Origin of the sequence: Actinomadura opuntiae (assembly GCF_030283205.1) — a bacterium.
Classification (GTDB): Bacteria; Actinomycetota; Actinomycetes; order Streptosporangiales; family Streptosporangiaceae; genus Spirillospora.
The window spans coordinates 84,536-109,177 of the sequence record NZ_JASNWF010000029.1 but is presented as its reverse complement, the minus strand read 5'-3'; the positions used below and the strand labels follow the sequence as shown (position 1 = coordinate 109,177).

General features: G+C 72.9%; 22 protein-coding genes and 1 riboswitch. Of the genes, 6 read left to right on the top strand and 16 right to left on the bottom strand.

Going from position 1 to position 24,642, the window contains the following annotated elements:
- Positions 1-527: 527 nt before the first annotated feature.
- Together QP089_RS42930 and groL are read right to left on the bottom strand one after the other, a co-directional pair.
- Positions 528-1,118: a phospholipid scramblase-related protein gene (locus QP089_RS42930; RefSeq protein WP_285920292.1), complete on the bottom strand. Its 591-nt coding sequence runs from the start codon at positions 1,116-1,118 to the stop codon at positions 528-530.
- A 451-nt stretch (positions 1,119-1,569) separates the two neighbouring features.
- The gene (gene groL, locus QP089_RS42925) at positions 1,570-3,198 is read right to left on the bottom strand and encodes a chaperonin GroEL (RefSeq protein ID WP_285920291.1); all 1,629 of its coding nucleotides are present in this window, start codon (positions 3,196-3,198) and stop codon (positions 1,570-1,572) included.
- A gap of 417 nt (positions 3,199-3,615) precedes the next feature.
- On the opposite strand from groL, the gene QP089_RS42920 reads away from it, so the two are divergent.
- Positions 3,616-3,972, top strand: coding sequence for a nuclear transport factor 2 family protein (locus QP089_RS42920; protein WP_285920290.1), 357 nt, complete (start codon positions 3,616-3,618; stop codon positions 3,970-3,972).
- Between the two features lie 74 nt (positions 3,973-4,046).
- On the opposite strand, the gene QP089_RS42915 is transcribed toward QP089_RS42920, so the two are convergent.
- From QP089_RS42915 to QP089_RS42900, 4 genes are all read right to left on the bottom strand, one after another.
- A complete protein-coding gene (locus tag QP089_RS42915; RefSeq protein WP_285920289.1) occupies positions 4,047-4,247 on the bottom strand; it encodes a cold-shock protein in 201 nt (66 codons plus the stop codon).
- A 175-nt stretch (positions 4,248-4,422) separates the two neighbouring features.
- On the bottom strand, positions 4,423-4,701 hold the full coding sequence (locus QP089_RS42910; protein WP_285920288.1) for a MoaD/ThiS family protein: 279 nt from the start codon (positions 4,699-4,701) through the stop codon (positions 4,423-4,425).
- Positions 4,702-4,721: 20 nt separating this feature from the next.
- Positions 4,722-5,966 (bottom strand): threonine synthase, encoded by a 1,245-nt coding sequence (gene thrC, locus QP089_RS42905; RefSeq protein ID WP_285920287.1) that lies wholly within the window; start codon positions 5,964-5,966, stop codon positions 4,722-4,724.
- A 16-nt stretch (positions 5,967-5,982) separates the two neighbouring features.
- Positions 5,983-6,124: riboswitch (SAM riboswitch) on the bottom strand.
- A 136-nt stretch (positions 6,125-6,260) separates the two neighbouring features.
- Positions 6,261-7,235: a cation diffusion facilitator family transporter gene (locus QP089_RS42900; RefSeq protein WP_285920286.1), complete on the bottom strand. Its 975-nt coding sequence runs from the start codon at positions 7,233-7,235 to the stop codon at positions 6,261-6,263.
- 132 nt (positions 7,236-7,367) lie between these two features.
- Here QP089_RS42900 and QP089_RS42895 point away from each other — a divergent pair, with 132 nt between their 5' ends.
- Positions 7,368-8,801: an alpha,alpha-trehalose-phosphate synthase (UDP-forming) gene (locus QP089_RS42895; protein ID WP_285920285.1), complete on the top strand. Its 1,434-nt coding sequence runs from the start codon at positions 7,368-7,370 to the stop codon at positions 8,799-8,801.
- A gap of 19 nt (positions 8,802-8,820) precedes the next feature.
- Here the strand turns inward: QP089_RS42895 and QP089_RS42890 are convergent, their stop codons facing one another.
- Both QP089_RS42890 and QP089_RS42885 read right to left on the bottom strand, forming a co-directional pair.
- The gene (locus QP089_RS42890; protein ID WP_285920284.1) at positions 8,821-9,867 is read right to left on the bottom strand and encodes a sulfotransferase family protein; all 1,047 of its coding nucleotides are present in this window, start codon (positions 9,865-9,867) and stop codon (positions 8,821-8,823) included.
- 140 nt (positions 9,868-10,007) lie between these two features.
- Positions 10,008-10,559: an RNA polymerase sigma factor gene (locus QP089_RS42885; protein ID WP_285920283.1), complete on the bottom strand. Its 552-nt coding sequence runs from the start codon at positions 10,557-10,559 to the stop codon at positions 10,008-10,010.
- An 11-nt stretch (positions 10,560-10,570) separates the two neighbouring features.
- On the opposite strand from QP089_RS42885, the gene QP089_RS42880 reads away from it, so the two are divergent.
- Positions 10,571-12,757, top strand: a complete 2,187-nt coding sequence (locus QP089_RS42880) for a serine/threonine-protein kinase (protein ID WP_285920281.1) — start codon at positions 10,571-10,573, stop codon at positions 12,755-12,757.
- On the opposite strand, the gene QP089_RS42875 is transcribed toward QP089_RS42880, so the two are convergent.
- Positions 12,744-13,535 (bottom strand): helix-turn-helix domain-containing protein, encoded by a 792-nt coding sequence (locus QP089_RS42875; protein ID WP_285920280.1) that lies wholly within the window; start codon positions 13,533-13,535, stop codon positions 12,744-12,746. The two genes, QP089_RS42880 and QP089_RS42875, sit on opposite strands and share 14 nt — an antisense overlap.
- An 88-nt stretch (positions 13,536-13,623) precedes the next feature.
- Here QP089_RS42875 and QP089_RS42870 point away from each other — a divergent pair, with 88 nt between their 5' ends.
- On the top strand, positions 13,624-14,598 hold the full coding sequence (locus QP089_RS42870; RefSeq protein WP_285920279.1) for an LLM class flavin-dependent oxidoreductase: 975 nt from the start codon (positions 13,624-13,626) through the stop codon (positions 14,596-14,598).
- Between the two features lie 96 nt (positions 14,599-14,694).
- On the top strand, positions 14,695-15,333 hold the full coding sequence (locus QP089_RS42865) for a PadR family transcriptional regulator (protein WP_285920278.1): 639 nt from the start codon (positions 14,695-14,697) through the stop codon (positions 15,331-15,333).
- Between the two features lie 59 nt (positions 15,334-15,392).
- On the opposite strand, the gene QP089_RS42860 is transcribed toward QP089_RS42865, so the two are convergent.
- From QP089_RS42860 to QP089_RS42850, 3 genes are all read right to left on the bottom strand, one after another.
- Positions 15,393-16,247, bottom strand: coding sequence for a hypothetical protein (locus QP089_RS42860; protein ID WP_285920277.1), 855 nt, complete (start codon positions 16,245-16,247; stop codon positions 15,393-15,395).
- Positions 16,248-17,045: 798 nt separating this feature from the next.
- Positions 17,046-17,873, bottom strand: a complete 828-nt coding sequence (otsB, locus tag QP089_RS42855) for a trehalose-phosphatase (protein WP_285920276.1) — start codon at positions 17,871-17,873, stop codon at positions 17,046-17,048.
- A gap of 20 nt (positions 17,874-17,893) precedes the next feature.
- Positions 17,894-18,226 carry a DUF3263 domain-containing protein gene (locus QP089_RS42850; protein ID WP_446474136.1) on the bottom strand — a complete coding sequence of 111 codons (333 nt, stop codon included), beginning with the start codon at positions 18,224-18,226 and terminating at the stop codon, positions 17,894-17,896.
- A gap of 468 nt (positions 18,227-18,694) precedes the next feature.
- Here QP089_RS42850 and QP089_RS42845 point away from each other — a divergent pair, with 468 nt between their 5' ends.
- Positions 18,695-19,282 carry a MarR family winged helix-turn-helix transcriptional regulator gene (locus QP089_RS42845; RefSeq protein WP_285920275.1) on the top strand — a complete coding sequence of 196 codons (588 nt, stop codon included), beginning with the start codon at positions 18,695-18,697 and terminating at the stop codon, positions 19,280-19,282.
- 30 nt (positions 19,283-19,312) lie between these two features.
- Here the strand turns inward: QP089_RS42845 and QP089_RS42840 are convergent, their stop codons facing one another.
- The 4 genes from QP089_RS42840 to QP089_RS42825 all read right to left on the bottom strand — a co-directional run bounded on the left by QP089_RS42840 (position 19,313) and on the right by QP089_RS42825 (position 24,624).
- Positions 19,313-19,591: an SHOCT domain-containing protein gene (locus QP089_RS42840; RefSeq protein ID WP_285920274.1), complete on the bottom strand. Its 279-nt coding sequence runs from the start codon at positions 19,589-19,591 to the stop codon at positions 19,313-19,315.
- Between the two features lie 161 nt (positions 19,592-19,752).
- Entirely contained in the window at positions 19,753-22,248 is a 2,496-nt protein-coding gene (locus QP089_RS42835; protein ID WP_285920273.1) for a S8 family peptidase, read from the bottom strand.
- Between the two features lie 319 nt (positions 22,249-22,567).
- A complete protein-coding gene (locus tag QP089_RS42830; protein WP_285920272.1) occupies positions 22,568-24,241 on the bottom strand; it encodes a monocarboxylic acid transporter in 1,674 nt (557 codons plus the stop codon).
- The gene (locus QP089_RS42825) at positions 24,241-24,624 is read right to left on the bottom strand and encodes a DUF485 domain-containing protein (protein WP_285920271.1); all 384 of its coding nucleotides are present in this window, start codon (positions 24,622-24,624) and stop codon (positions 24,241-24,243) included. Before QP089_RS42825 ends, QP089_RS42830 begins: the two co-directional genes overlap by 1 nt.
- Positions 24,625-24,642 lie beyond the last annotated feature (18 nt).

The following is a 24,642-nucleotide window of genomic DNA, read 5'->3' as shown; positions in this document are numbered from 1 at the left end:
CACCCACCGTGCTGGTCCCGCTTTCGCGTTTCCCGCCCCGGGGCGACTGCTCTTACTTTATCAGATCCGCTCGGAGTGTCAATTTCCGGGCTTTTCCGATTGCCTTTCCGGTCCGCTTGCGCGGCCTTCCGGGCGGTGACTCCATTTCATCAGATCCGGCTCGATTCGCAAAATCGGGCCCTCTCCGACGCCACCACGTCACGGCTGGCACGGCAAAGCCGTGTCGGCTGCTGAGTGGTGGTTTCCCATCGGGCCGGCCGCCTGTCGGCGTCCCGCTCCCCGTGGGGCGAAGTGAACAGTATGCCCACCGACCGCGGACGTCAAACCAGCTCGCGAAGTTCGCGTGGGACGCTTCGGACGTCTCCGGCATCGACCATCCCCATCGTGCCGCTCTGACCTTGGGATTCGTCCCGGAACGCCCGTGACGGAAGGGGCATTCCACGCGTTCCGTCCGGTCGAAAAATTCTTTGCGATGCGGCAGCGGGTGGACCGTGAACCCGTCTCGGCGGGACGAGGCGGAGCACGCGTCAGGTGATGTCCTTCGACTCGTGCAGGTTCAGGTCCATCACGATCGCCGTCATCACCGCCATCGTGCGCAGCGGCTCCCGGACGGGGTCGAAGATCTCGACGGCGTACTTGTCCGCCGTGGTCAGCAGGTGGGTGGCGAGGCCCGCCCATTTCTTGCGGACGTGCGCCACCTTGCCGCCGTCGGCGTCCGTCACCTCGAAGTTGTTGCGCGGCAGGTCCACCGCGACGATGCCGACGCGGCCGCCCTCGGCGTCCCGGAGGACGTACCGCCGGCCGACGCGCTCGGTGACGAACGAGCCGACGAGGCCGCCCTCGGAGTCGCGGACCTCAGTCAGCTCCCGTCCGCGCCGCTTGTCGACCACGAACAGCGGGTCGCCGGAGGGAGTGGTCAGCAGCACCAGGTGGGCGTCGAGGTTGGACTTGCCGGGGAAGATCGTCCGCAGCGTCTCCGCGCGCCCCTTCTCTCCGGTCTCCCCCGCGACGGCCAGGACGGTGCCCTCGCCGTCGAGCACCCGGTACCGCGACTTGGCGAACGGGCCCCTGCGGGGCTGTTCCACCCTCAGCACCGGGGAGCTGAACACTTCGCTCACGCGTTCTCCTGCCTTGTCGGCCGCTGACGCGGGCCGCTCTCCACGTCCGTCGCACGGCGCGGGTCCCGCGCCGTCCAACCGGCGATCCTTCCAAGCCCGGCCCCGCAGCGGAAGGTGTTTCCCGTCCCGCGTCGGCCGTCGACTCCGTGGAGTCTGCCCCGGCGGCCGCCTGACCTGGTCCGCCGCCGGACGATGTGGCGCCGGGGCGAGGCTCTTGTGCCGCCGGTCGACGCGACGCGGAGGGCGGTCAGAGCGTCATGCTGGTCGTGCGCCGGTGGTCAGGCGAAGCCGCCCTCGGCGGACGCGCGGTCGTAGGTGAGGAACACCCGCCCGGGCATGCGAAAAGGGGCGGTTCCGCGAGGGAACCGCCCCTTTCGTTTCACCGGATCGCCGGGCCGTCCGCGCGGGGATGCGCGGCCGGCCGGGAACGACCGTACGGCTCAGGACCCGATCAGAAGTCCATGCCGCCGGCGTCGGGCATGCCGCCCGCCGGGGCCGGGTTCTTCTCGGGCTTCTCGGCGATGACGGCCTCGGTGGTCAGGAACAGCGCGGCGATCGACGAGGCGTTCTGCAGCGCGGACCGGGTCACCTTGGCCGGGTCGAGGATCCCGGAGTCGAACATGTTGACGTACTCGCCGGTCGCGGCGTTCAGGCCCTCACCCGGGGTCAGGTTGCGGACCTTCTCCACCACGACGCCGCCCTCGAGGCCGGCGTTCACGGCGATCTGCTTCAGCGGCTCCTCCAGAGCGCGCTTGACGATGTTGGCACCGGTGGCCTCGTCGCCCGCGAGCTCCAGCTTGTCGAACGCCTTGGTGCCGGCCTGCAGCAGCGCGACGCCACCGCCGGGGACGATGCCCTCCTCGACCGCGGCCTTGGCGTTGCGGACGGCGTCCTCGATGCGGTGCTTGCGCTCCTTGAGCTCGACCTCCGTCGCGGCGCCGGCCTTGATGACCGCGACACCGCCCGCGAGCTTGGCCAGGCGCTCCTGGAGCTTCTCGCGGTCGTAGTCGGAGTCGGTGTTGTCGATCTCGGTGCGGATCTGGTTGACCCGGCCCGCGATCTCGTTGGCGTCACCGGCGCCGTCCACGATGGTGGTCTCGTCCTTGGTGATGACGACCTTGCGGGCGCGGCCCAGCATGTCGGTCGTGGTGTTCTCCAGCTTGAGACCCACGTCCTCGCTGATGACCTGGCCGCCGGTCAGCGTCGCGATGTCGCCGAGCATGGCCTTGCGGCGGTCGCCGAAGCCCGGGGCCTTCACGGCCACGGACTTGAAGATGCCGCGGATCTTGTTGACGACCAGGGTGGCCAGGGCCTCGCCCTCGACGTCCTCCGCGATGATCAGCAGCGGCTTGCCGGACTGCATGACGCCCTCGAGGACGGGCAGCAGGTCCTTGTTGGCCGACGCCTTGCCCTGAACGATCAGGATGTACGGGTCCTCGAGGACCGCCTCCATCCGCTCGGGGTCGGTCACGAAGTAGTGCGAGATGTAGCCCTTGTCGAAGCGCATGCCCTCGGTCAGCTCGAGCTCCAGACCGAAGGTCTGGCTCTCCTCGACCGTGATGACGCCTTCCTTGCCGACCTTGTCCATCGCCTCGGCGATCATCTCGCCGATCTGCGGGTCGCCCGCGGAGATGGACGCCGTGGAGGCGATCTGCTCCTTGGTCTCCACGTCCTTGGCGAGCTTGGACAGCTCCTCGCTGACCCGCTCGACCGCGGCCTCGATGCCGCGCTTCAGCGACATCGGGTTCGCGCCGGCCGCCACGTTGCGCAGGCCCTCGCGCACCAGCGCCTGGGCGAGCACGGTGGCGGTGGTGGTGCCGTCACCCGCGACGTCGTCGGTCTTCTTCGCGACCTCCTTGACGAGCTCGGCGCCGATCTTCTCCCAGGCGTCCTCGAGCTCGATCTCCTTGGCGATCGATACACCGTCGTTGGTGATCGTGGGGGCGCCCCACTTCTTCTCCAGCACGACGTTGCGGCCCTTGGGACCAAGGGTCACCTTCACGGCGTCGGCGAGCTGGTTCATGCCGCGCTCGAGGCCGCGGCGGGCCTCCTCGTCGAACGCGATCATCTTTGCAGCCATAGGCTCCTAGTCCTCCCGGAACAAGGTGGCTTAAAGGATCGAGCCGACGCCCGCGACGGACGGCCCCGTGCCCGGCGGCTGCCATTCCGCCACCGGACTGGGGCCTCATCGCCCCGACCCAGACTGTGAAGCTGTCACTCTCCACAGTAGAGTGCCAACCGTTTTTTAGCACTCTACCCTGCCGAGTGCAAGCGTCGCGCATCCTCGCCGCCCTCGTCTTCACCGACCTGGCCGGAGTCACCCTGACCTGCACCGGAGCGCCGCGACTCGCCGCCGGACATGGGCCGTCTTGTCCCAGTGTGCGCGATCATGCGCCGGAACGGGACGCTTCACGCCGTCCGCGCATCGGCGCCGGGCCGGGCTCGCCCGCCGATATCCCATCGCGCACGCGTCATGCTCGCCTGAATACTGATCATCATGGATACGAGAGCACATGCGGATCAGTGGTTGGCCGGTTGGGAAGCCAGGGACCTGGACGCCGTCATGGCGTGTTACTCCGACGACGTCGACTTTGTGGCCTCGACGGTCGTGACCCGATGGGAGCGACCGGACGGCCAGTTGCGGGGCAAGGCGGAGCTGCGCCGCCACTTCGAGCGAGGCTTGGAACTTGCACCGGAACTGCGCTTCACCGAAGAGGCGTTGTTGACCAGCCCCAACGGCTACGCCCTGTTGTACCGGCGCGAGAACGGCAACCGCGCGCTGGACGTGGTCGAGCTGGACCAACATGGGCAGGCGGCAAGAGTCCGAGCGTTCTACGAACAGGCGCAACGGTAGCCACGAGCGCAGGACGGACGGCCCCCTTCGCGCAAGGCGGGCCCGTCCGTTCACAGCTCAGTGCCCGGCTGCGGTCAGAGGGGGCGGACTGCTTCGGCTTGGGGGCCTCGGTCGCCCTGGGTTATCTCGAACTCGACGCGGCGGCCCTGTTCGAGGGTGCGGTAGCCGTCCATCTGGATCGCCGAGTGGTGGACGAAGACGTCGCGTCCCCCGTCGACCGCGATGAAGCCGTACCCCTTGTCGGCGTTGAACCACTTGACCGTGCCCTGCGCCATTCCCAGCCCCGACGTTCGAGCGTGCCCGGCCCCGCCCCTGCCACCGCGTGGGCCGCGGACCACCCGCGTCCTCACGGCGCTGGGCCGCGGCGGGGTCGACTCGGCGTGATCGGAGTCGACCCTACCCGGCGGGTGCGGCGGCGCCCCGGGGGCGGGGCGGGTTGGCCGGTGGCGGTCAGCCGCCGGCGACGGCGGGGATGATCGAGATCTGGCTGCCCGCGGGGGTCGCGGTGTCCAGGCCGTCGGCGAACCGGACGTCCTCGTCGCCCACGTAGACGTTGACGAACCGGCGGATCTTTCCGGCGTCGTCCAGGATGCGGGCCGCGATGCCGGTGTAGCTGGCCTCCAGGTCGGCGACCACGGCGCGCAGGGTGTCGCCCTCGGCCTTCACCTCCGCCTCGCCGCCGGTGTAGGTCCGCAGGATCGTCGGGATGCGGACGGACACGCTGCTCATCTGCTGGCTCCTTCTCGTTCTCAGGCGAGGCCGGCGGCGCGGAACGCCTCCAGCGTCGGGGCGATGTCGGCGCTCGGCCTGGCCACGGGCGCGACGGCGTCCAGCGTCTTCAGGCCGTCACCGGAGTTGATGATCACGGTCTCGGCGGACGGGTCGAGGGCGCCGGACTCGACCAGCTTGCGCAGGCAGCCGACCGTGACGCCGCCGGCCGTCTCGCCGAAGATGCCCTCGGTGCGCGCCAGCAACTGGATGCCCTCGACGACCTGCTCGTCGGTGACGTCCTCGACGGCGCCACCGGTGCGGCGCGTCACGTCCAGCACGTACGGGCCGTCGGCGGGGTTGCCGATGGCGAGGGACTTGGCGATGGTGTCGGGCTTCACCGGCCGGACGACGTCGTGCCCCGCCTTGAACGCGGCCGACACCGGGTCGCAGCCGGCGGCCTGCGCGCCGAACACGCGGTACGGCCTGTCCTCGACCAGGCCCAGCTTGATCAGCTCCTGGAACGCCTTGTCGATCTTGGTGAGCTGGGAGCCGGACGCGACCGGGACCACGATCTGGTCGGGCAGCCGCCAGCCGAGCTGCTCGGCGATCTCGTAGCCGAGCGTCTTGGAGCCCTCGGCGTAGTACGGCCGGACGTTGACGTTGACGAACGCCCAGTCCTCCTGCTCGCCGGCGATCTCGGACGCGAGCCGGTTCACGTCGTCGTAGTTGCCGTCGACGGTGACGAACGTCCCGCCGTACACCGCCGTCGTGATGATCTTCTGGGACTCGAGGTTGTTCGGGACGAACACGGCGCTGCGGATCCCGGCGCGGGCCGCGGCGGCGGCGACCGCGTTGGCGAGGTTGCCGGTGGACGGGCAGGCCAGCACCTTGAAGCCGAGCTCGCGGGCCGCGGCGAGCGCGACCGCGACGACGCGGTCCTTGAACGAGTGGGTCGGGTTGCCGCTGTCGTCCTTCACCCACAGGCGCTGCAGGCCGAGGCTCTCGGCGAGGTTGTCGGCGCGGACGAGCCGGGTCAGGCCGGGCTCGGTGTTGGGGGTGTCGGCGACGGTCGACGGGACGGGCAGCAGCCCGCGGTAGCGCCAGATGTTGCGCGGGCCCGACTCGATGCCGGCCCGGGTGATCCCGCCGAAGTCGTAGGCGATCTCCAGCGGGCCGAAACACTCCTCGCAGGCGTAGAAGGGTCCGAGGTCGCGCGTGGAGCCGCATTCGCGGCACACGAGGGCGGTCGCGGGTCCGAGGTCTGTGGCAGGCGTGAGTGCCATGAGGGCGAGGCCTTTCTCCCCATCTTTCCTGCGCCACCTTGGTCGCAGGCCGGAGTTGGCACCATCTCCCGGCCGGCCTCGCAGGATCGCGAGCGCGCGTCAGCCGGGTGGTTGCCGGGGCTTCGCAGGGCCGGTCCCTCCACCCCTCTGGATGAGCGGTATTCAGTTGTGGGTCGAGCGCTCGAGCTCGTACGTCGTCGAGCCGTTTGAGCTCGTATGCGAACTTTACATGACGTGACCGGAGGGCAGACAGGGACGTCCGGCCAATGAGACGCTACCCGCGGGTGGTCTTGATCACGCCGGCTCGCCGGCGGTGTCCGGGGCGCCCGCCGGTTCCGCGGAGTCCGCGGCGGGCGTGCGCTGGGTGGGGTCGAGGAAGACGTGCCGGACGATCGGGACGCGCTCCTTGAGCCGCCGGTCGATCTCGCCGGCGACGTCCTCGGCCTGGTCGGCGCTGATGTCGTCGGAGAAGTTGACGCGGGCGGCGACGAGCAGCTCGTCCGGGCCGAAGTGCATCGTGAGCAGGTCGTCCACGCCGGTCACGCCCGGCGCCGCGGCGATCTCGGCGTGGATCTCGCGCAGCGCGGCGGGGTCGGCGGCGCGGCCGATGATGAGGCCCATGCTGTCGCGGCCGAGCACGAACGCGACGACGACGAGCAGCAGGCCGATCAGGACGGAGGCGAGGCCGTCCCAGAACTCCGACCCGGTGATCTGCCGCAGCACCAGCCCGGCGGCGGCGAACGCGAGGCCGATCATGGCGGCGGTGTCCTCGAACAGCGCGGCCTTGAAGGTGACGTCGGGTGACCGGCGGACGTGGTCGACGATGTCGCGGCCGTTCTCTCGGGTCTCCCGACGCGCCTGCGTGAACGCGCGGATCCAGGACGTGCCCTCCAGCACCACGCCGAGGGCGAGGACGCCGTAGGCGATCCAGACGTTGCCCTCGGAGCCGCCGTGCCCGGTCATCGCGAGGACGCCTTCGAAGATGGAGAAGCCGCCGCCGGCGACGAAGATGCCGAACGCGGCGAGCAGCGACCAGAAGTAGCGTTCGTTGCCGTACCCGAACGGGTGGCTGCGGTCGGGCGGCCGCGCGCTGCGGCGCAGCGAGGTCAGCAGGAAGCCCTGGTTGATGGTGTCCGCCACGGAGTGCGCGCCTTCGGCGAGCATCGCGCTCGAACCGGCCAGTGCCCCGGCGATCAGCTTGGCGATGGCGAGGAGGAGGTTCGCCGCCCCTGCGACAAGGACGGTCTTGGTCGTCTCGGCCCGACTCATTCCGACCGGGTACCCGGCGCGAACCCCGCTAACCACGGTGATACCGGTACACATGGGTGCCTGCTTCGCAGGACGGAACTGTTCCCCCGGGCCACTTTGAAGCACCCCCGTCACAACTGAGACCCTGCCGGTATGAGCCAAGTGGTGGTGGCGTCCAACCGCGGCCCGGTGTCGTTCTCGCTGTCCGGCGACGGCACGCTGACGATGCGGCGGGGCGGCGGCGGCCTCGTGTCGGGCCTCGCCGGCGTGGCGTCCGGGCAGGACGTGCTGTGGGTGTGCGCGAGCCTCGGCGAGGCCGACCGGACGGCGGCGCGGCGCGCTCCCGACGGGCGGATCGACCTCGCCGGGCACGACACGGGCGGCGCGGCCGTCCGGATGCTGGACATCCCGGCGGCCACGTTCCACCGCGCGTACAACGCGGTCGCGAACTCGACGCTGTGGTTCGTCCACCACCTGCTGTACGACACCCCGCGCAGCCCGCATTTCGACGCGCGCGCACGCAGGGACTGGCAGTCGTACGAGGCGTACAACGCGGCGTTCGCCGACGCGCTGGCGCGCGACGCGGCGCCGGGCGCCAAGGCGGCGATCCAGGACTACCACCTGTCGCTGGCGCCGCGGATGCTGCGCGACCGGCGCCCCGACCTGAAGATCGTGCATTTCTCGCACACGCCGTGGGCGCCGCCGGAGTACTTCCGCCTGCTCCCGGACGACATCGGCGCGCAGATACTGCAGGGCATCCTCGGCGCGGACCACGCGGGGTTCCTCACCGAGCGCTGGGCCTCGGCCTTCCTCGACTGCTGCGAGGCGGTGCTCGGCGCGCGCGTCGATCGCGCCGCCCGAACCGTCACGGACGCGGGGCGTACGACGCGAGTGGGCGTGCACGGTCTCGGCGTCGACGGGACGGCGCTGCGGGAGCGAGCGGCCCAGCAGGACGTGGCGGATCGAGCGCGCGCGCTGCGCGACCAGGTCGGCGACCGCCAGCTCATCGTCCGCATCGACCGGACGGAACTGTCGAAGAACATCGTGCGCGGGCTGGCCGCCTACCGGGAGATGCTCGTCAACCATCCGGAGTGGCGCGGACGGGTGGTGCACCTCGCGTTCGCCTACCCGTCGCGTTACGACCTGCCCGAGTACCGCGAGTACACCGCGGCCGTGCAGCGGCTGGCCAAGCAGATCACCGAGGAGTTCGGCACCGCGACGTGGGAGCCGCTCATCCTCCAGGTCAACGACGACTATCCGCGTTCGCTCGCCGCGTACGGGCTGGCCGACGTGCTGCTGGTGAACCCGATCCGCGACGGCATGAACCTCGTCGCGAAGGAGGGGCCCGTCCTGTCGGAGCGGGGGTGCGCGCTGGTGCTGTCCCGCGAGGCGGGCGCCGCGGCGGAACTGTCGGAGGACGCCCTTATGGTGAACCCGTTCGACGTGTCCCAGACCGCTGAGGCGCTGCACCAGGCGCTGCTGATGCCGCGCGACCAGCGGGCCGAGCGCTGCGCCCGGCTCGCGTCCGCCGCGACCGCCCTCCCGCCGCGGCGCTGGTTCGCCGACCAGCTCGCCGCCCTCGACTGACCCGTCCCTCGCCCGGCGGCTAGTTCGGCATGCCCTGCCGAGGGGCGGTCGTCGCGGTCGCATGGATCGGGGGGAGGCGGCAGTCGACGGGGTTCGGCTCGTGCCGGCGCTGCCAGCGCTCGCGCAGGTCGGCCTTGCGCTGCGCCATGCGGCGGTGCGCGGCGGTCCGGGCGAAGCGGGCGAGCCGTGCGGGCGGCGGCTTGGGCAGCCCGCTGGGCTCGTAGCCGTACTCGGCGAGCCGCTCGCCGAACGCGGCCTCGGCGAGGCTGATCTCCCAGGCGTCCAGCCGCTGCGCCCACGATCCGACGCGGGTGGAGGTGACGGCGTCGCGGGTGAGGCCGTGCCACTTCTTCTGCGGCGGGACGGTCCGCTGCGCGAGGGACTGCGGGGCCGTCATGGCCGGGTGGTAGTCCTCGCCGAGGAACTCGCAGAGCCGGGGCAGCTCGTCGGCGGGGTCGGCGACGAGCCGCTCGTACTGCAGCTCGTAGAAGGAGTCGGGGCCGAGGCGGACGGCGAGCCGCCGCCCGGTGTCGATCGCCTCGCGCCAGACGGAGATGGCGTGGTTGAGGTCCTGGTCGTACCAGGGCATCTCCTTGAGGGAGGCGATGCAGTCCCGGCCGTCGCGCACGAGGTGGACGAACTGGGCGTCGGGGAACATCCGCAGCAGCGCGCCGGCGTGCCGGATGTAGCTCGGCCGCTTGTCGCCCCAGCGGGCCTTGCCGTGCCGCCGGGCGTAGGCGCGGAAGATGGTCCCGAGGGCGGAGCCGAGGGTGGGCGGCCCCGCGACGATCTCCTCGGTGATCTCGCGGGCGTCCAGGCCGAGGTCGCGGAACCGGGTGGCCGGCCGGGCGGTCAGCCAGTCGGCGAGCGCGCGCCTGTTCTCGCTGTCCGTGAGGTCACCGAACTGTGCCCGCGCCGTATAGGCGGGGAGCACGAGCCGCGTCTCGGTCGGGAGCGCGATGCGGGGATGCGAGTGCAGCATCAGGCGCAGCAGCGTCGTCCCTGAGCGCGGGCAGCCGAAGACGAAGATCGGTCGTTCGGACGGGGTCTCGAGGCCGGATGACATGCACCGCATCGTGGCGGAGCGCGGGCCGCCGGACCCGGCGACTGAACGCACGGTTGCCGCGCGATTACCGATGCTTGACGGGCGCCGACCTGCGCAAGCGCCGTCCGCGCGGGCGGCATCCGCGCGGGGAGGCCGAGGCGTCAGGTGTAGGACTCGCCGAGCGTCTCCCGGAACTGCTTGCGGGCCTCGTGGATGCGCGACTTCACCGTGCCGAGCGGCAGCTTCAGCTGCTCGGCGATCTCCGCGTACTCCAGCTGCGAGACGTCCCGGAGCACGAGCGCCTGGATGAGGTCCGGCTTGCGGGCCTCCAGGTCCTCCATGGCGTCCAGGATGTCGACCCGGGAGCCGGCGATGACGCTGGTGCGGTGCGGGTCGGGGCGCTGCTGGGGCAGCTCGCCGGCCTGCTCGACCGAGCGGCGCTTCAGCGACCGGTAGGTGGAGCGGGCGGAGTTGGCCACCACGACGTGCAGCCAGGTGCTGAACCGCGAGCGCCCCTCGAACCGGTGGATGTTCCGCGCGACCTGCAGCAACGCGTCCTGGCAGGCCTCCTCGGCGTCCTGCCGGCAGGGCAGGAACCGGGCGGTGTGCCGCAGCACGTCCGGTTCGATCTTGCGCAGCAGCTCGTTGAGGGCGGCCTGATCCCCCTGGGCGGCCTTGACTGCCAGCTCTTCGGTCCGCTCATCGAATGCCATGCCGTGCCTCAATGCTCGTTCGCACACTCACCCCGTTTGTTGGGCATGATACGGGAGTGTCCTTCCCACCTACTGTCGGCCGTTACCGAATCGATCGCGTCCTGGGTTCCGGGGCGTTCGCCTCCGTGTGGCTGGGGCACGACGACGCGCTGGCCTCCCAGGTCGCGATAAAAGTGCTGTCCGGCAGCCTCCTCGACGACCTCGACGTGCGCAACCGCTTCCTGGAGGAGGCGCGCATCCTGCGCCGCGCCGACTCCGCGCGGCTGGTGCGGGTCCACGACATCGGCGAGCTCCCCGACGGACGACCCTACTTCGTGATGTCGTACGCCGACCGCGGAACGCTCGCCGACCGGATGCGCGAGCGGCCACTTCCGGTCAGCGAGGCGGTCGCGATGGCGGAGGAGATCGCCTACGGCGTCGAGGTGATCAACACCCTCGGCGTGATCCACCGCGACCTCAAGCCGTCGAACGTGCTGTTCCAGTCGACGCCGGACGGCGGCGAGAGGCTGCTGATCGCCGACCTCGGGCTCGCCAAGGCGCTGGCGCACGCGTCCGGGGCGTTCACGCTGCCGGTCGGCACCCCCGGCTACATGTCGCCGGAGCAGGCGCGGTTCGGCGGCGGCCTGGACGTGCGGGCCGACGTGTACGGCCTCGGCGCGCTGACCTACCACATGCTCACCGGGCGGGCCCCCGGCCCGGCGCCGGTGAAGTCGCCGCCGAGCGAGCTGCGCGAGGGGCTGTCGCCGGCGTTCGACCAGGTCGTGCTGCGGGCGCTGGAGGTGGAGCGGGAGAAGCGGTGGCCGACCGCCGAGGCGTTCGCCGAGGCGCTGTCGACGCTGCGCCCGACCTCCGCCCCGTCCTCCACCCGGTCCAGCGCCGCCCCCGCGGACTCCCCCGCCCCCTCGTACGCGCCGCCGGCGCCGCGGATCGAGCCGGACGAGACCATCCAGGATTACTACCACGGCGGATCGCCGCAGGACCGTCCGCCCGCGCCCGCCCAGGCGCCCGGGCCGGGGCAGACCATGGCCGCCGGGCAGGGGCCGTCCGCGCCGGCCAGCGTCCCGCCGGAGCCGCGGACGCGGCTCGACCAGACGCAGGACGCCGACGACATCCGCACGTCCGAGATGCAGGTCCCGGCGGGCCAGGGCAGGCCGCCGCAGGGCGCCGGCGAGCACACGATCGTGGACGACCCGGGCGGGCGCAGCGACCCGCACGGGCGCCCGGAGGCGCCGACCTCCCCCGACGACGACCGGACGAGGGCGTTCGGTCCCGCCTCGTACTCGCCCGCGCAGCAGCCGCCTCCGCCGAACCAGCAGACGGGCGGCGACAACAAGACGGCCGTGTTCCCGACGCAGCCGCCACCGCAGCAGCAGGGCGGCCCGCAGGGGCCGCCGATGGGGCCGGGGCCGGGCGGGCAGTTCGGCCCGCCGCCCACCGGCTTCCAGCCGCCCCCGGGGCCCGGCCAGAGCCAGGGCAAGGGCAAAGGCGGCGGTCTGCTCGGCAAGCTCAAGGGCGCCGGCGGTGGAGGCGCGTCCCGTCCGGGCGGTCCTGGTGGTCCCGGTGGGACGGGGGGCGGCGGTGGCGCGCCGCGCAGGTTCGTCACCCCGATGATCATCACCGCGGTGGTGCTCGTCCTGGCGCTGGTCGTCGGGCTGTCGCTCAGCATGCTGTCGGGCGGCGGCGGCAAGAAGGACGGGGGCGGCAAGGCGCCGAAGGTGCCGAAGGACTTCGCGGCGGTCGCCGACCCGTCCGGCAAGATCAAGACCGCGGTGCCGAAGACGTGGCCGAGGCAGCAGGAGCAGACCTGGGTGCCGACGACCGTGCACCTGAACGACGCGGGCCCGCGCCCGGTGCTGCGCGCGACGCCGAACAAGCAGCTGTTCCTCGGCAACGGGGCCGGGCCGGGCGTGTTCATCGGCGTGACCACCGACGTCCAGCCGGGCCACCTGCCGCCGCCGACGGCGGCGCTGCACGCGCAGTGCACGAAGAACCCGCCGCAGAACTACACCACTCCGGACGGCGCGCTCACCGGGACCATCACGCGGTTCACCGCCTGCAAGAGCGGGACGCCGACGGTCACCGAGGTCGGCCTCAAGGACAAGTCGGGCAAGTTCGGGCTGTGGATCCGGGTGAAGGAGACCGACAACCGCAACGCGACCAAGGACATCCTCGACAACCTGAAGGTCACCGGTCCCTGAGCGCGGCGGGCCGCCGCGCGGCCCGTTCCGCCAGGACGGTCGCGGTCGCCTCGTCCACCGGCAGGAACGCCTCCAGCTTCAGCTCGGCGATCGTGACGTCGGTGGCCGTGGCGAACGTGGTGATCGTCGTCATGAGCCGCAGGTCGCCGTCCGGTGACCGCAGGTGCAGCGGGACGGCGAAGCCGAGCGCGCCGTCCGGTTCGGTGCGCGGGCCGACGTACCCGGTCAGCTCCGCGTGCAGGGCGGCGAGCCGGTCGTCGGGGTCGCGCTGGACGGTGTCGCGCAGGGCGTCCAGGACGTGCCGGGCCCAGTCCGCGAAGTTGGCGACGCGCGGCGCGAGCCCGTCCGGATGCAGGGCGATCCGGTAGGCGTTGACGGGCGGTTCGAGCAGTTCCGGCGCCATGCCCTCGGTGAGGACGCCGAACGCCGCGTTCGCGGTGACCAGGTCGCCGTACCGGTCGACGACGATAGCCGGGTACGGCATGTGCGCGGCGAGGACGTGCTCGATCGCGGTGCGGATGGGGGCGAGCGCGGGGTCGTCCAGGGGCGTCCGCGGGTAGACGGGCGCGTAGCCGGCGGCGGTGAGCAGGTCGTTGCGCTCCCGCAGCGGCAGTTCGAGCGATTCCGCCAGCCGGACGACCATCGCCCGTCCGGGTTCGGAGCGGCCGCTCTCCAGGAAGCTGACGTGCCGCTGCGTCGTACCGGCGCGCAAAGCGAGTTCGAGCTGGCTGAGACGGCGATGGCGGCGGCGCTCGCGTAGCGCCTGAGGGAAGCTCACACCAGCAGTTCTAGCCGCGGGACCAGTGCCTCTGCCATTCCCCGCAGGGAATTGCCGGTACTCCGAGGGCCTCGCAGGATGACGGCCCATGGACCGTATGAACTCCGCGAACAACGACGACATCCGTATCGGCGTCCTCATCCCCATCGGGAAGGCCCAGTGGGACGGGTCGGATCCGCGCGACCTCATCGCTTTCGCCGCACGCGCCGAACGGCTCGGCTTCGACTCCCTGTGGGTGAACGACGGCATCACCGAGTCGCGTATCGAAGCGCTGTCGATGCTGGCCGCCGCTGCGGCGGTGACCGAGCGCGTCACGCTCGGGACGGCCGCGCTCATGGCGGTCCTGCGCCGTCCCGTGCAGGCTGCGCAGACGCTCGCGTCGCTCGACCTGCTCTCGCAAGGGCGCCTTACCGTGACGGTCGGGGCGGGCTTCCCGGGCCGCTTCGGCAAGCCGATGTACGCGGCGTCCGAGGTTCCGTGGGAGAAGCGGTTCACCCGGTTGGACGAGACCGTGTCGCTGTGGCGGCAGCTATGGCACGAACCGGAGAAGACCTCGTTCCACGGCGAGCTGCTCCACTTCGACGACCTGCCCACCATGACGGCGCCGTTCCGCAAGGACGGGCCGCCGATCTGGTTGGCGGGCATCACGCCTGCCGCGCTGTCGCGCACCGGGCGCATGTACGACGGCTGGCTCCCCTATCCGCCTGATCCCGCCGACTACAAGACCGCCTTGGCCGGCGTCCACCGTGCTGCGGAGAAGCACGGGCGCGCTCCGGACGCGGTGACTCCGGCCCTCTTCGCGTCCGTCCTGGTCGAGGACGACCCGGTCGAGGGGAACCGGACGCTGGAGCGGTTCGCCCTCGCCAACTACGGGCTGCCGCTGGACCAGGTGCGGCAGATCCAGGCCGTGGCCACCGGCGGTGAGGACGAGGTCGCGGCGCGGCTGTCGGGGTACACGGCCGCGGGCGCCCGGCATCTCGTCTTGCGGCTCGGCGCGACCGGTCTCGGCGCGCTCAACGAGCAGCTCGACCGGGTCGCCGGTCTCCTCCCCCGGCTGCGCTGAGACCGGGTTGTTGCATCGCGAGCGATTCCGATATATCGTTAATGCATCGCAACCGATCACGACTGGCGTGGTCGGGCCTGAACGAAGGAGATGGCGATGCGTGAGCACACGAAGAGAAGGCGCGGACCCTTCGGCCCCGGTGGTCCCGATGGTCCCGGTGGCCCGGGCGGTCCCGAAGGACGCGCGCGACGCGGTGATCCGTTCGGCCCATGGGGCCCCGGCGGCCCGGGTTTCGGTCCGGGCGGCCCCGGCTTCGGCCCCGGCCATCACGGGCGCGGACGCGGTCGGCGCACCCGGCGCGGCAACGTCCGCGCCGCACTGCTCGCCCTGCTCGACGAGCGGGCGATGCACGGCTACGAGATGATCCAGGAACTGGACGAGCGCACCGGCGGCGTCTGGCGGCCGAGCCCCGGCTCGGTCTACCCCACCCTCCAGATGCTGGAGGACGAGGACCTGGTCACCAGCCGGGAGGAGGGCGGCAAGCGGCTGTTCTCCCTCACCGACACCGGCCGCGAGCAGGCCGCGGCGCAGACCACCGCCCCCTGGGACGAGGTCACCGAGGCCGCCGGCGCGAACGCGCTGCGCGAACGCGAGGCGTTCGGCCAGCTCCTCGGCGCCATGAAGCAGGTCATGGCCGTCGGCAGCGACGCCCAGAAGGCGCGCGCGCTGGACGTCATCAACGACGCCCGCCGCCGGCTCTACGGGATCCTCGCCGATGACCCCGAGGCCGAGTAGTCCCCCGCGCCGTGGCCGCCCCGGACCCGTCCGGGCGGCCACGGCGTTCGCTCGTCCGGCTACTTGCCGGGGAACGGCACCTGCTTGGCGAGCTGGTCGGCCATGTACAGCTGCTTCCAGACGTACAGGCCCATGTCCGGACGGGTCAGCCTGCGCGCGACCGGCACGTCCACCGTCGCACGGACCAGGTAGGACGCGCCCGGCGGCAGGTACTTGTCCCCGCCGTCCCCCGGAACGAGGTCACCGCCGGCGAGCCGCCGCACGACCCGGCTCTGCGTCGGCGGCGTGCACATGTCCTCCGGCACGCCGGCCTGCGGCATGCACCGTCCCCGCGCGGCCTTCGTGACGAGGTCGCGCTTGACGAAGACGTCGCCGGGGAAGTCCAGCAGCACCTTGTGACCGGTCGGGTTGCTCAGCACGTACTCGATGTAGGCGAACGACGTCCCGGACGGCGGCGACGACTGGAACGTGGTCACCACGCCGTCGTCGCTGACACCGCCGCCGACCGCCGCGAGTCGGTACTTGGACCCGTCCGCCGTGCCCACCTCGACGGGCGTGCCGGTGCGCGGCAGCCGTCCCGACCCGCCGGCCGGCCGCTGCTCCGCGGTGGCCGGAGCCGGACCGCCGTCGCCGCCCTTGTCGTCGCCGGAACCGGGCGTCAGCACCAGCCCCGCCGTGACCAGCGCGGCCAGCGCAAGCACCCCGCCCGCGACGAGCCCGCCGCGGCGGCCGCCGCGCCTGCGGGGCCGCTCCTGCCGGGCACGCGTCCGCGACCCGAGCCGCACCTGGACACCGCTCGTCTCCCGCACGCCCATCGGTCCGGCCCCGGACGGCTCCTCGCCCGCCTCCTTGCGCTGCGGAACATCACGCGCCGCGAAGTCGTCCTGCGCCGCGGGAACCCCGGCCCAGGCCATGTCCCCCTGCGAAACGGCCTGGCCAGCCCCCGCCGAACCCGCCACCGGCGACGGCCCGCTAGACCGCGCAGACCCCTCCCCCTGCTGCCCGTACCCACCCGGCGGCGCCGCCGACGGCTGCGCGAGACCGGGCGCCTGCGCGAGACCGGGCGCCTGCGCGTAGCCGGGCCCTGGCACGGATGCAGTTGGTTGCGCAAGCCCTGGTGCCTGCGCGAAGTCGGTCGGTTGAGCGAGGCCCGGCTGTTGCGCGAGCCCCGACGGCTGCGCGAGCCCAGACGGCTGCGCGAGGCCGGGCCCTGGCACAGCCCCAATTGGTTGCGGGAGCCCTGGCGCCTGCGCGAGGCCGGACGGTTGCGCGAGGCCAGTCGGTTGCGCGAGCCCCGACGGCTGGGCAAGGCCGGACGGTTGCGCGGGCGTGGATGGCTGCGCGAGGCCGGGCGGTTGGGCGGGGGGCGGGCTCCAGGCGCGTGGTGGGGTTGCGCCGCCGGGCGGCGGCGGGGTGTGGACGATCGGGCGTGCCGGAGCGCCGGGCGGGACGGGCCCGGCCTGCGCGGGGTCCGCCGCCGGGGACGGGAAGCCGCTCGGCGGCGTGTTCCTGATGTCGCCCGGACGGCGCGGGATTCCCGGATCCGTGTCCACCGTCCAACCTCCCGTGGTCGCTCGCGTGGCCCCCCGATGAACCACACATGCCGCAATCCACCTTATTTTGGCTCAATTGGACGTCAGGTCCACGGGTGCCACAAGAGTCACGCGAGATGCGACAAATCTGGTTACAGCACTTGTCACTTCAGCGTGGAATCAGCCGTCGAGCAGCGTCCCGAGCAGGTCGACGATGCCCGCCGGGCCGTCCACGACCACGTCGGCGCGCTCGGCGAGCTCGGTGACCTCGTTCGAACCGCTGCAGACCGTCACGCCCGGCACGCCCTCGGCGCGCAGCGCGTCCACGGCGTCGAACGCCGCCAGGTCGCCGAGGTCGTCGCCGGCGAACAGCACGGCGGACGGGGACGCGACGCGCTCGGCGGCGAACGCGTCGGCGAGCGAGCGCAGCGCCCGTCCCTTGTCCACACCCGGTGGACGCAGCTCCAGCACGTAGCGGCCGGGCTCGACGGCGAGGCCGGTGCGCTCGGCGAGCGCCGCGATGATGCTGCGCAGCCGGTCCAGCGCGACCTGCGGTTCGGCGCAGCGCCGGGTGTGCACGACGAGCGCGTGCGTCTTGTCCTCGACGAACGTGCCGGGCGGGGCGCCCGCCGCCTCCAGCACGCCGGGCAGCTTCGCGCGCGCCTCGGCGATCCCGGGCGGCGGGTCGGGCTCGGTGAGCGTGCCGGACTCCCAGCGCTCCAGCCCGTACTGGCCGAGCACGACGAGCCCGTCGACGCCCTCGAAGCCGCCGTACTCGACGGCCACGGCGGCGGGCCGGCCGGTGATGATCGCGAGCCTGCCCACCCGGGGGGCCAGCCGGGCCAGCGCCGGCGCGGCGTCCGGATGGGCCCGGGCCGCCGCGGGATCGTCGACGATCGGCGCGAGGGTGCCGTCGAAGTCGAACCCGAGCACGGCCCGGGAGGGGTCGGTGCGGATCGCGTCCAGGCCGTCGGCGCCGACGGCCGTCACAGAGCGGGGAGTGTTCACGCCGACCTATGGTGGTCGACTCAGGGCCGGATGCCGAGCCGCCGCGCGGCGCGCTGCCGCTGCCGCTGCGACCGCATCCGGCGCAGCCGCTTGACCAGCATCGGGTCGCACTCGAGCGCCTCGGGCCGGTCGATCAGGATGTTCAGGAGCTGGTAGTACCGCGTCGCCGACATGTCGAAGGTCTCGCGGATGGCCTGCTCCTTGGCTCCGGCGTACTTCCACCACTGCCGCTCGAAGGACAGGATCCGGCGGTCGCGGTCGGAGAGCAGGCCGGTGGGGAAGGCGGTGTCCTCGCCGGGGCCGTCCTCTCCGGTCGCCGATGGGTCGGTCGGTTGGTCGGTCACGCGTTTCAGGGCTGAGCCGTCGTCCGGTCCGCCGTCGCCGCCGTCCTGGGGAGGGACGTCGCCGGGGACGTCGCCGGGGGCGTTCGCCGCTCGCATCAGGTCCCCTCTGTGGTCACTGATCCCGGGTCGTCCGGGTTCGGCCGGGTGCCATGCTACGCGTCCGGGCCGACATCGTCCGGTGGTTCCGAGGGAACGGGGGCCGGTCGTTCAGTGCACCACATCGCGCTTCACCTGCGGCTCTCCCGTGCCGCGTGTCCCAGGTCCAACCGCGGGCACGCCGGTCACGGACGTCCCGGATTCGCCCCGAACGGTGGGGATAAAGGGCGCATAAAGAACATATGCACCGTACAGCCGTTAGAGTTGAAGGCGCGCACCGTCCGCTGTCCGCGGTGGCAGGAATCGAACGGGAGACCCTTGCATGGCGACGGACACGCCCCGCCACGAGACCGCAGGCTGGACAACGGTCCGAGGCGCCCGGTGAGCGGCGACCGGCCGGACCCCGTCCTCGCCGCGATCGGCGCCGCCCTGTTCCACCTGCGGCGGGTCTGGATCAAGCCCGACATGATGAAGCGGATCCGCGCGCGCACCGCCGGCGGCCCCGGCGGGCGGCCCCTGCAGATCTCCAACCTGATGGTGGTGAACGCCGTCGCCGGGCTCATCGAGGACCCGCCCACCGAACCGCCGGGCGACGGCGGCGGGACCGGCGACGACGCGGGAGCGCCCTGCGAGATCACCGTCGGCGCCGTCGCGGACCGGCTGGAGATCGACCCGTCCACCGCGAGCCGCCTGGTCGGGCACGCCATCGACGCCGGGCTGGTGTCGCGGCGCCCCTCCCCGGTGGACGCGCGCCGCGCCAACCTCGGGCTGACCGACGCCGGGCGCCGGGTCAAGCAGGTCGCCGACCGGTACCGCCGCGCCTACTACCACGGGCTGATGACCGGCTGGACCGACACCGAGCGCGCCGAGTTCGCGCGGCTGCTCACCCGGTTCGCCGACGCCGCCGCCCGGGACCCGATGGACCCGGACGGCATCGACAAGATCTTCGAAGAGGCCGGCCTGGAGTGACCGCCGCCGCCGCGTCCCGCTGATGGCCGGTCAGCCGTCGCGCAGCGTCGACTGCCGCATGAGGTACTCGTCCTCGTCGATCTCCCCGCGCGCGAACCGCTCGGCGAGGACCGACCGGGCCTTCGCGAGCGGGTCGGACGCGGCGGCGGCGGACGCGGCGGACGCCGCAGTCCTGCGCCGGATCAGGTAGAAGCCGGCGCCGAGCACCGCCAGCCAGAACAGCCCGAACATGATCGGGAAGACGGGCCAGTAGCCGGGGGCGCCGCCGTCGTGCCACGGGCCCGGATGCGTCGCGAGTGTCGTCAGCATCGTTCATCGACCTTCCTGTGTGAGCGGATGGTTCGATGCTGCGCGACGGGTCCGGGGGCGCGAATCGGACGGCGGGAGGCTCCCGCGCTACGCCCGCCGGAGTACGGCGCCGCTGCCCGCGTCGCCCGGCGCGGTGCGCGCCGCCGGGCTCACCTCTGGGCTCACCACCAGGGCGGACGGTAGTCGTCGTCGTCGCTGGAGGAGTAGGGGCGGCGGGTCCGGGGGTTGTGCGGGTCGTCGTCACCGGGACCGGCGGGCGGGGCGGGCGGCACCGGAGGAACGGGCGGCGTCGCGGGGAGACCACCGGCCGAGGCGTCCTCCACCGGAGGTACGACGGACGGCGGCGCGGCGGTCGGTGGCACCGCAGACGGCGGCGTGGCAGACGGCGGCGCGGCGGACGGCGGCGCGGCGGACGGCGGCGCGGCGGACGGCGGCGCGGCGGACGGCGGCGTGGCAGACGGCGGCACGGTCGGCGGCGGCACGGTCGGCGGCGGCGGTACGGCGGGTGGCAGCGGGGCGCCGGTCGGCCCGTCCTGCGGCGCGGTGGGGAACTCGGCCTCGGGCACCCCGGGTCCTTCGAGGGCGCTGCGCCGGAACCTCTCCCATTCCTCGTCGTCGAGGCCCGGAGCGTCGTCCGCCGGGCCCGCGCCGCCCGGCGCCGTCCCGTTGACGCCGCCGCTCAGCTCTTGGCCGGCGCCGAAGTCGTGGCCGTTGCGCGGGTCGTGCCCGTTGTGGCCGTTCGCGAGATGGCGGCCGTTGCCGTGGTCGTGGCCGTTGGCCGGACGGTCCTCGCGCAGGTGCCGCCCGTTCGGCGAGAAGCCCTCGACCGGGCCAGGGAGTTCGCCGTTCAGCCCGCCGACGGGGAAGTCGCCCACCGGGAACTCGCCCGGCACGAACGGACGCAGCTCGCCCGCCATGACGGGAGGCTGCCGCGACGGTCCGGGCGGGATGCCGTCCTGCAGCGGCGCGCCGGTATCCCAGGGCGCCTCGTCCCACTGGTCCGGCGGGAGCGCGTGCTCCGGCACGTATGGTTCGGCCTCGGCGACCGGTTCCGGGACGGGCGCCGGGCCCTGGACATGCGTCGCCGGGACGTCCGGATACCCGCCGGGCGGCGGCGGCATGCCGGGGCCGGCATAGGGGTGCGAGCTCTGGAACGGAGCCGTGTTGACCGGCGCGATCGGCGGCACCGGACCCGGCGGCACCGCGCCGGGCGCCGGCATGGCGGCGGGCTCGGACGGCGCGCCGGGCAGCCGGTAGCCGGGCGTCAGGTCGTCGTCGGGCAGGTCGTCGTCGGGCGGCGGCACGTCGTCGAACTCCTCGTCCGGGCGGCGCCGCTGCCGCCAGCCCAGCACCAGCCCGATGAGGACCAGCACTCCGCCGCCGCCGAGCACCAGCGGCAGCAGGACGCCGGAGTCCTTGGCCGGGGAGTCGGCGGCGGGCTCCGGGGTGGCGGACGGGCTCGGAGCCGGCTCCACCGGTCCCCGCGAGGTCTTGTTGAGGGCGTTCGCGGCGACGAGGGCGCGGACGGCGTCGACCGTCCCGGCGCAGTTCGGCGAGCCGGTCGGGTGGCCGCGGCGGGCCGGCGAGCCCGTGATCAGCGCCTGCCGGACCTCGTCCGGGCTGAGCCTGGGGTAGCGGGAGCGGATCAGCGCGGCGACGCCGGCGACCATCGCCGACGACGCGCTGGTGCCCGTCCCGACGACGTAGCCGTTGCTGGCGTCGGCGCTGACGATGTCGACGCCGGGCGCGCACACGGCGGCGTGCGAGTTGCGGTTGCTGTCCTTCCACAGGTGGAGCCTGCGGTCCAGCGCGCCGACCGCGATCACGCCCGGGTAGGCGGCGGGGAAGTTCTTGCGGTCGGCGCCGGAGCCGTCGTTGCCCGCCGACGCGATCAGCACGACGCCCTTGCCCAGCGCGTACTTGATCGCGCTCTCCTGGGCGGGGTTGCCGTTGTAGGACTGCCGGCCGCCGCCGAGGGACATGTTGATGATGCCGGCGCCGTGGTCGACCGCGTACCGGATGCCGAGGGCGACGGCGTCGCGGGAGCCGGTGGTGGCCTGGGCGCCGGCCTTGCGCAGCGGGTCGTTGTTCTCCAGCGTCACCCGGACGGACAGGACCCGGCTCTGCGGCGCGACCCCGAGCATGCCCTGCGCGAGGCCGGGCCCGTGGCCGTGACCTGCGATGATGCTGGCCATGGAGGTCCCGTGCAGGCCCCAGTAGCGGCCGCCGGGACGGCGCGCGCCGCCGGTCAGGTCGGGCCCGTTGAGCACCCGTCCGGTGAGGTCGGGGTGGCCCTTGTCGACGCCGGTGTCGAGGACGGCGACGGTCACGCCGGCGCCCTTGGAGTAGCGCCAGGCCTTCGGGGCGCGCAGCGCGGTCAGGTGCCACTCGCGGGCGCGGATCTGGTCGGTCGCGGTCCGCATCGCGGCGCCCGCCGCCGCGCCGCGGACGGGGCGCGCCGCCGGGTCGGCCTCGTCGGGGACGAGGGTCGCGGGGACGGCCACCGCGGCGGCGAGGGTGAGCACCGTGAGGGCGGCGGTGGTCCGGGCGCCGAGCCGCGCCGGCGGGCGCGGCTCCTCGGCGGACGGGCGGGCGGCCAAGCGCGGGCGCGGCGTCGGACGTGCGTGCGGGGCACGGCGCCGACCGGCATGGGACACGCCGCCGCACCTCCTCCCGGCCGCCCGCCGTGGTCCACGGCGCGGTCTGACATTCTGCCACGCGATCGATCGGACGCCCGGGCACTCGGCACATTCGGGGACGGTCCGGGACAGCGCGGATCAGAGGTCCGCGGCGCCCGCGGTCAGCCGTCACTTACCAGCCGGTAACCAGGGTCCGCGACCGATGGTAGCCCGCCCGCACGGCCGCGTCGCGGGCCGCCGCGCCGCAACCGCACCGGCGCCCGGCGCCGGCGCCCGGGCCGCGCCCCAGCCCGGCCCGGCCCAGCCCGGCCCAGCCCGGCTCGGGCGCATGCCCGCGTCAGTGGGAGCCGGCGCCCGTCAGGGCCCGCGCCGACAGGTCGTCGTACAGCGCCCGGTCGGCCTTCTCGCGGCCGAGGAACGTCCCGGCGACCGCGCACGCGAAACCGATCGGGATCGACACGATGCCCGGGTTCTCCAGCGGGAACAGGTGGAAGTCGACGCCCTTGGGGAACAGCGCCTGGTTCTCGCCGGTTACCGGGTCGACCTTGCCCGACACGACCGGGGAGAAGAACACCAGCACCAGCGAGCTGATCAGCCCGCCGTAGATCCCCGCGACGAGGCCCGCCGAGTTGAACCGCCGCCAGAACAGCGTCAGCACGATCGCCGGGAGGTTCGCCGCCGCCGCGATCGCGAACGCCAGCGCCACGAGGAACGCCACGTTCAGGTTCCGCGCGGCCACCGCCAGCACGATGGCCAGCGAGCCGACGAGGAACGCCGCGAACCGCGCCACCGCCACCTCCTGCGACTCGCGCGGCCGCCCGAACATCAGGACCTGGCCGAAGTAGTCGTGCGCCAGCGACGTGGACGACGCCAGCACCAGCCCCGACACCACGGCGAGGATCGTGGCGAACGCCACAGCGCCGATGAACGCCAGCAGGACGTCCCCGCCGACCTGGCCACCGAGGTGGTGGCCGAGCGCCTGCGCGAGCTGCGGCGCGGCGGTGTTGCCGGACGGGTCCTGCGCGACGATCGCGTCCCGGCCGACCAGTGCCGCCGCGCCGAACCCGAGCGCCAGCGTCATCAGGTAGAACACGCCGACCAGGCCGATCGCCCAGGACACCGACGTCCGCGCGGCCCGCGCGTCCGGCACGGCGAAGAACCGGGTCATGATGTGCGGCAGGCCCGCCGTGCCGAGCAGCAGCGCGATCGCCAGGCTGATGAAGTCGAGCTTGTTGACGATCGTCTGGAACGCGTCGCCGGGCACGTCCTTGCCGTACCGCAGTCCGGGCCGCAGGAACGCCTCGCCCTTGCCGCTGGCGACGGCGGCGGATCCGAGCATCGACCCGACGTCGAACCCGAACCTCGCCAGCACCAGCGCGGTCAGCACCAGCGCCCCGGCCATCAGCAGCACCGCCTTGATGATCTGCACCCAGGTGGTCGCCTTCATCCCGCCGAACATCACGTAGCAGATCATCAGCGCCCCGACCGCGACGATCGTCGCGGTCCGCGCCGTCCCGGCGGACATGCCGAGGAACTCGCGGCCGCGGTGGATGCCGAGCAGCAGCGACACCAGTGCGCCCGCACCGACCATCTGCGCGAGCAGGTAGAACACCGAGACCGTCACCGTCGACACCACCGCCGCGCGGCGCACCGGCGCCTGCCTGCGCACCCGGTGCGCCAGCACGTCGGCCATCGTGAACCGTCCGGCGTTGCGCATCAGCTCGACCAGCAGCAGCGTCAGCAGCCACGCCACGAGGAAGCCGATCGAGTACAGGAACCCGTCGTATCCGGACAGCGCGATCAGGCCGGCGATGCCGAGGAACGACGCCGCCGACATGTAGTCGCCGGCCAGCGCGATCCCGTTCTGCGCGCCGTTGAACGTCCGCCCGCCCACGTAGAAGTCGTCGGCGCCCTTGGTGTTGGCCCGCGCCCACACCGTGATGCCGAGCGTGATCAGCACGAACACGACGAACAGCGTGCAGGTCAGCGCCCGCCCGTCCAGCGCCGGCATCACCGCCTCACCCCGTTGCCGTAGGACGACGGGCGCCGCGACCGCAGCTCCGCCGCCAGCGGGTCCAGCCGCCGCCGCGCGTACATCACGTAGCCCCAGGCCAGCAGGAACGTCGACGCGAACTGCAGCAGCCCGAGCAGCAGCGCCACGTTGACGTGCCCGGCGACCTGCCGCGCCATGAACCCCCGCGCGAACGCCGACAGCCCGACGTACACCGCGTACCACCCGAAGAAGACCGCGGTGATCGCCGCGGCCGCGCGCAGGAACCTCCTCCTGAGCCGCAGGAACTTCACGTCCCTCGCGAGCGGCGCATAACGCCCGGGACGCTCGGGCCGCCCCCGCCCTCCGGCCCCGTCCCGCGACACCTTCGAGTCCCCGACCATAGTCCCCCCTAGACCCGA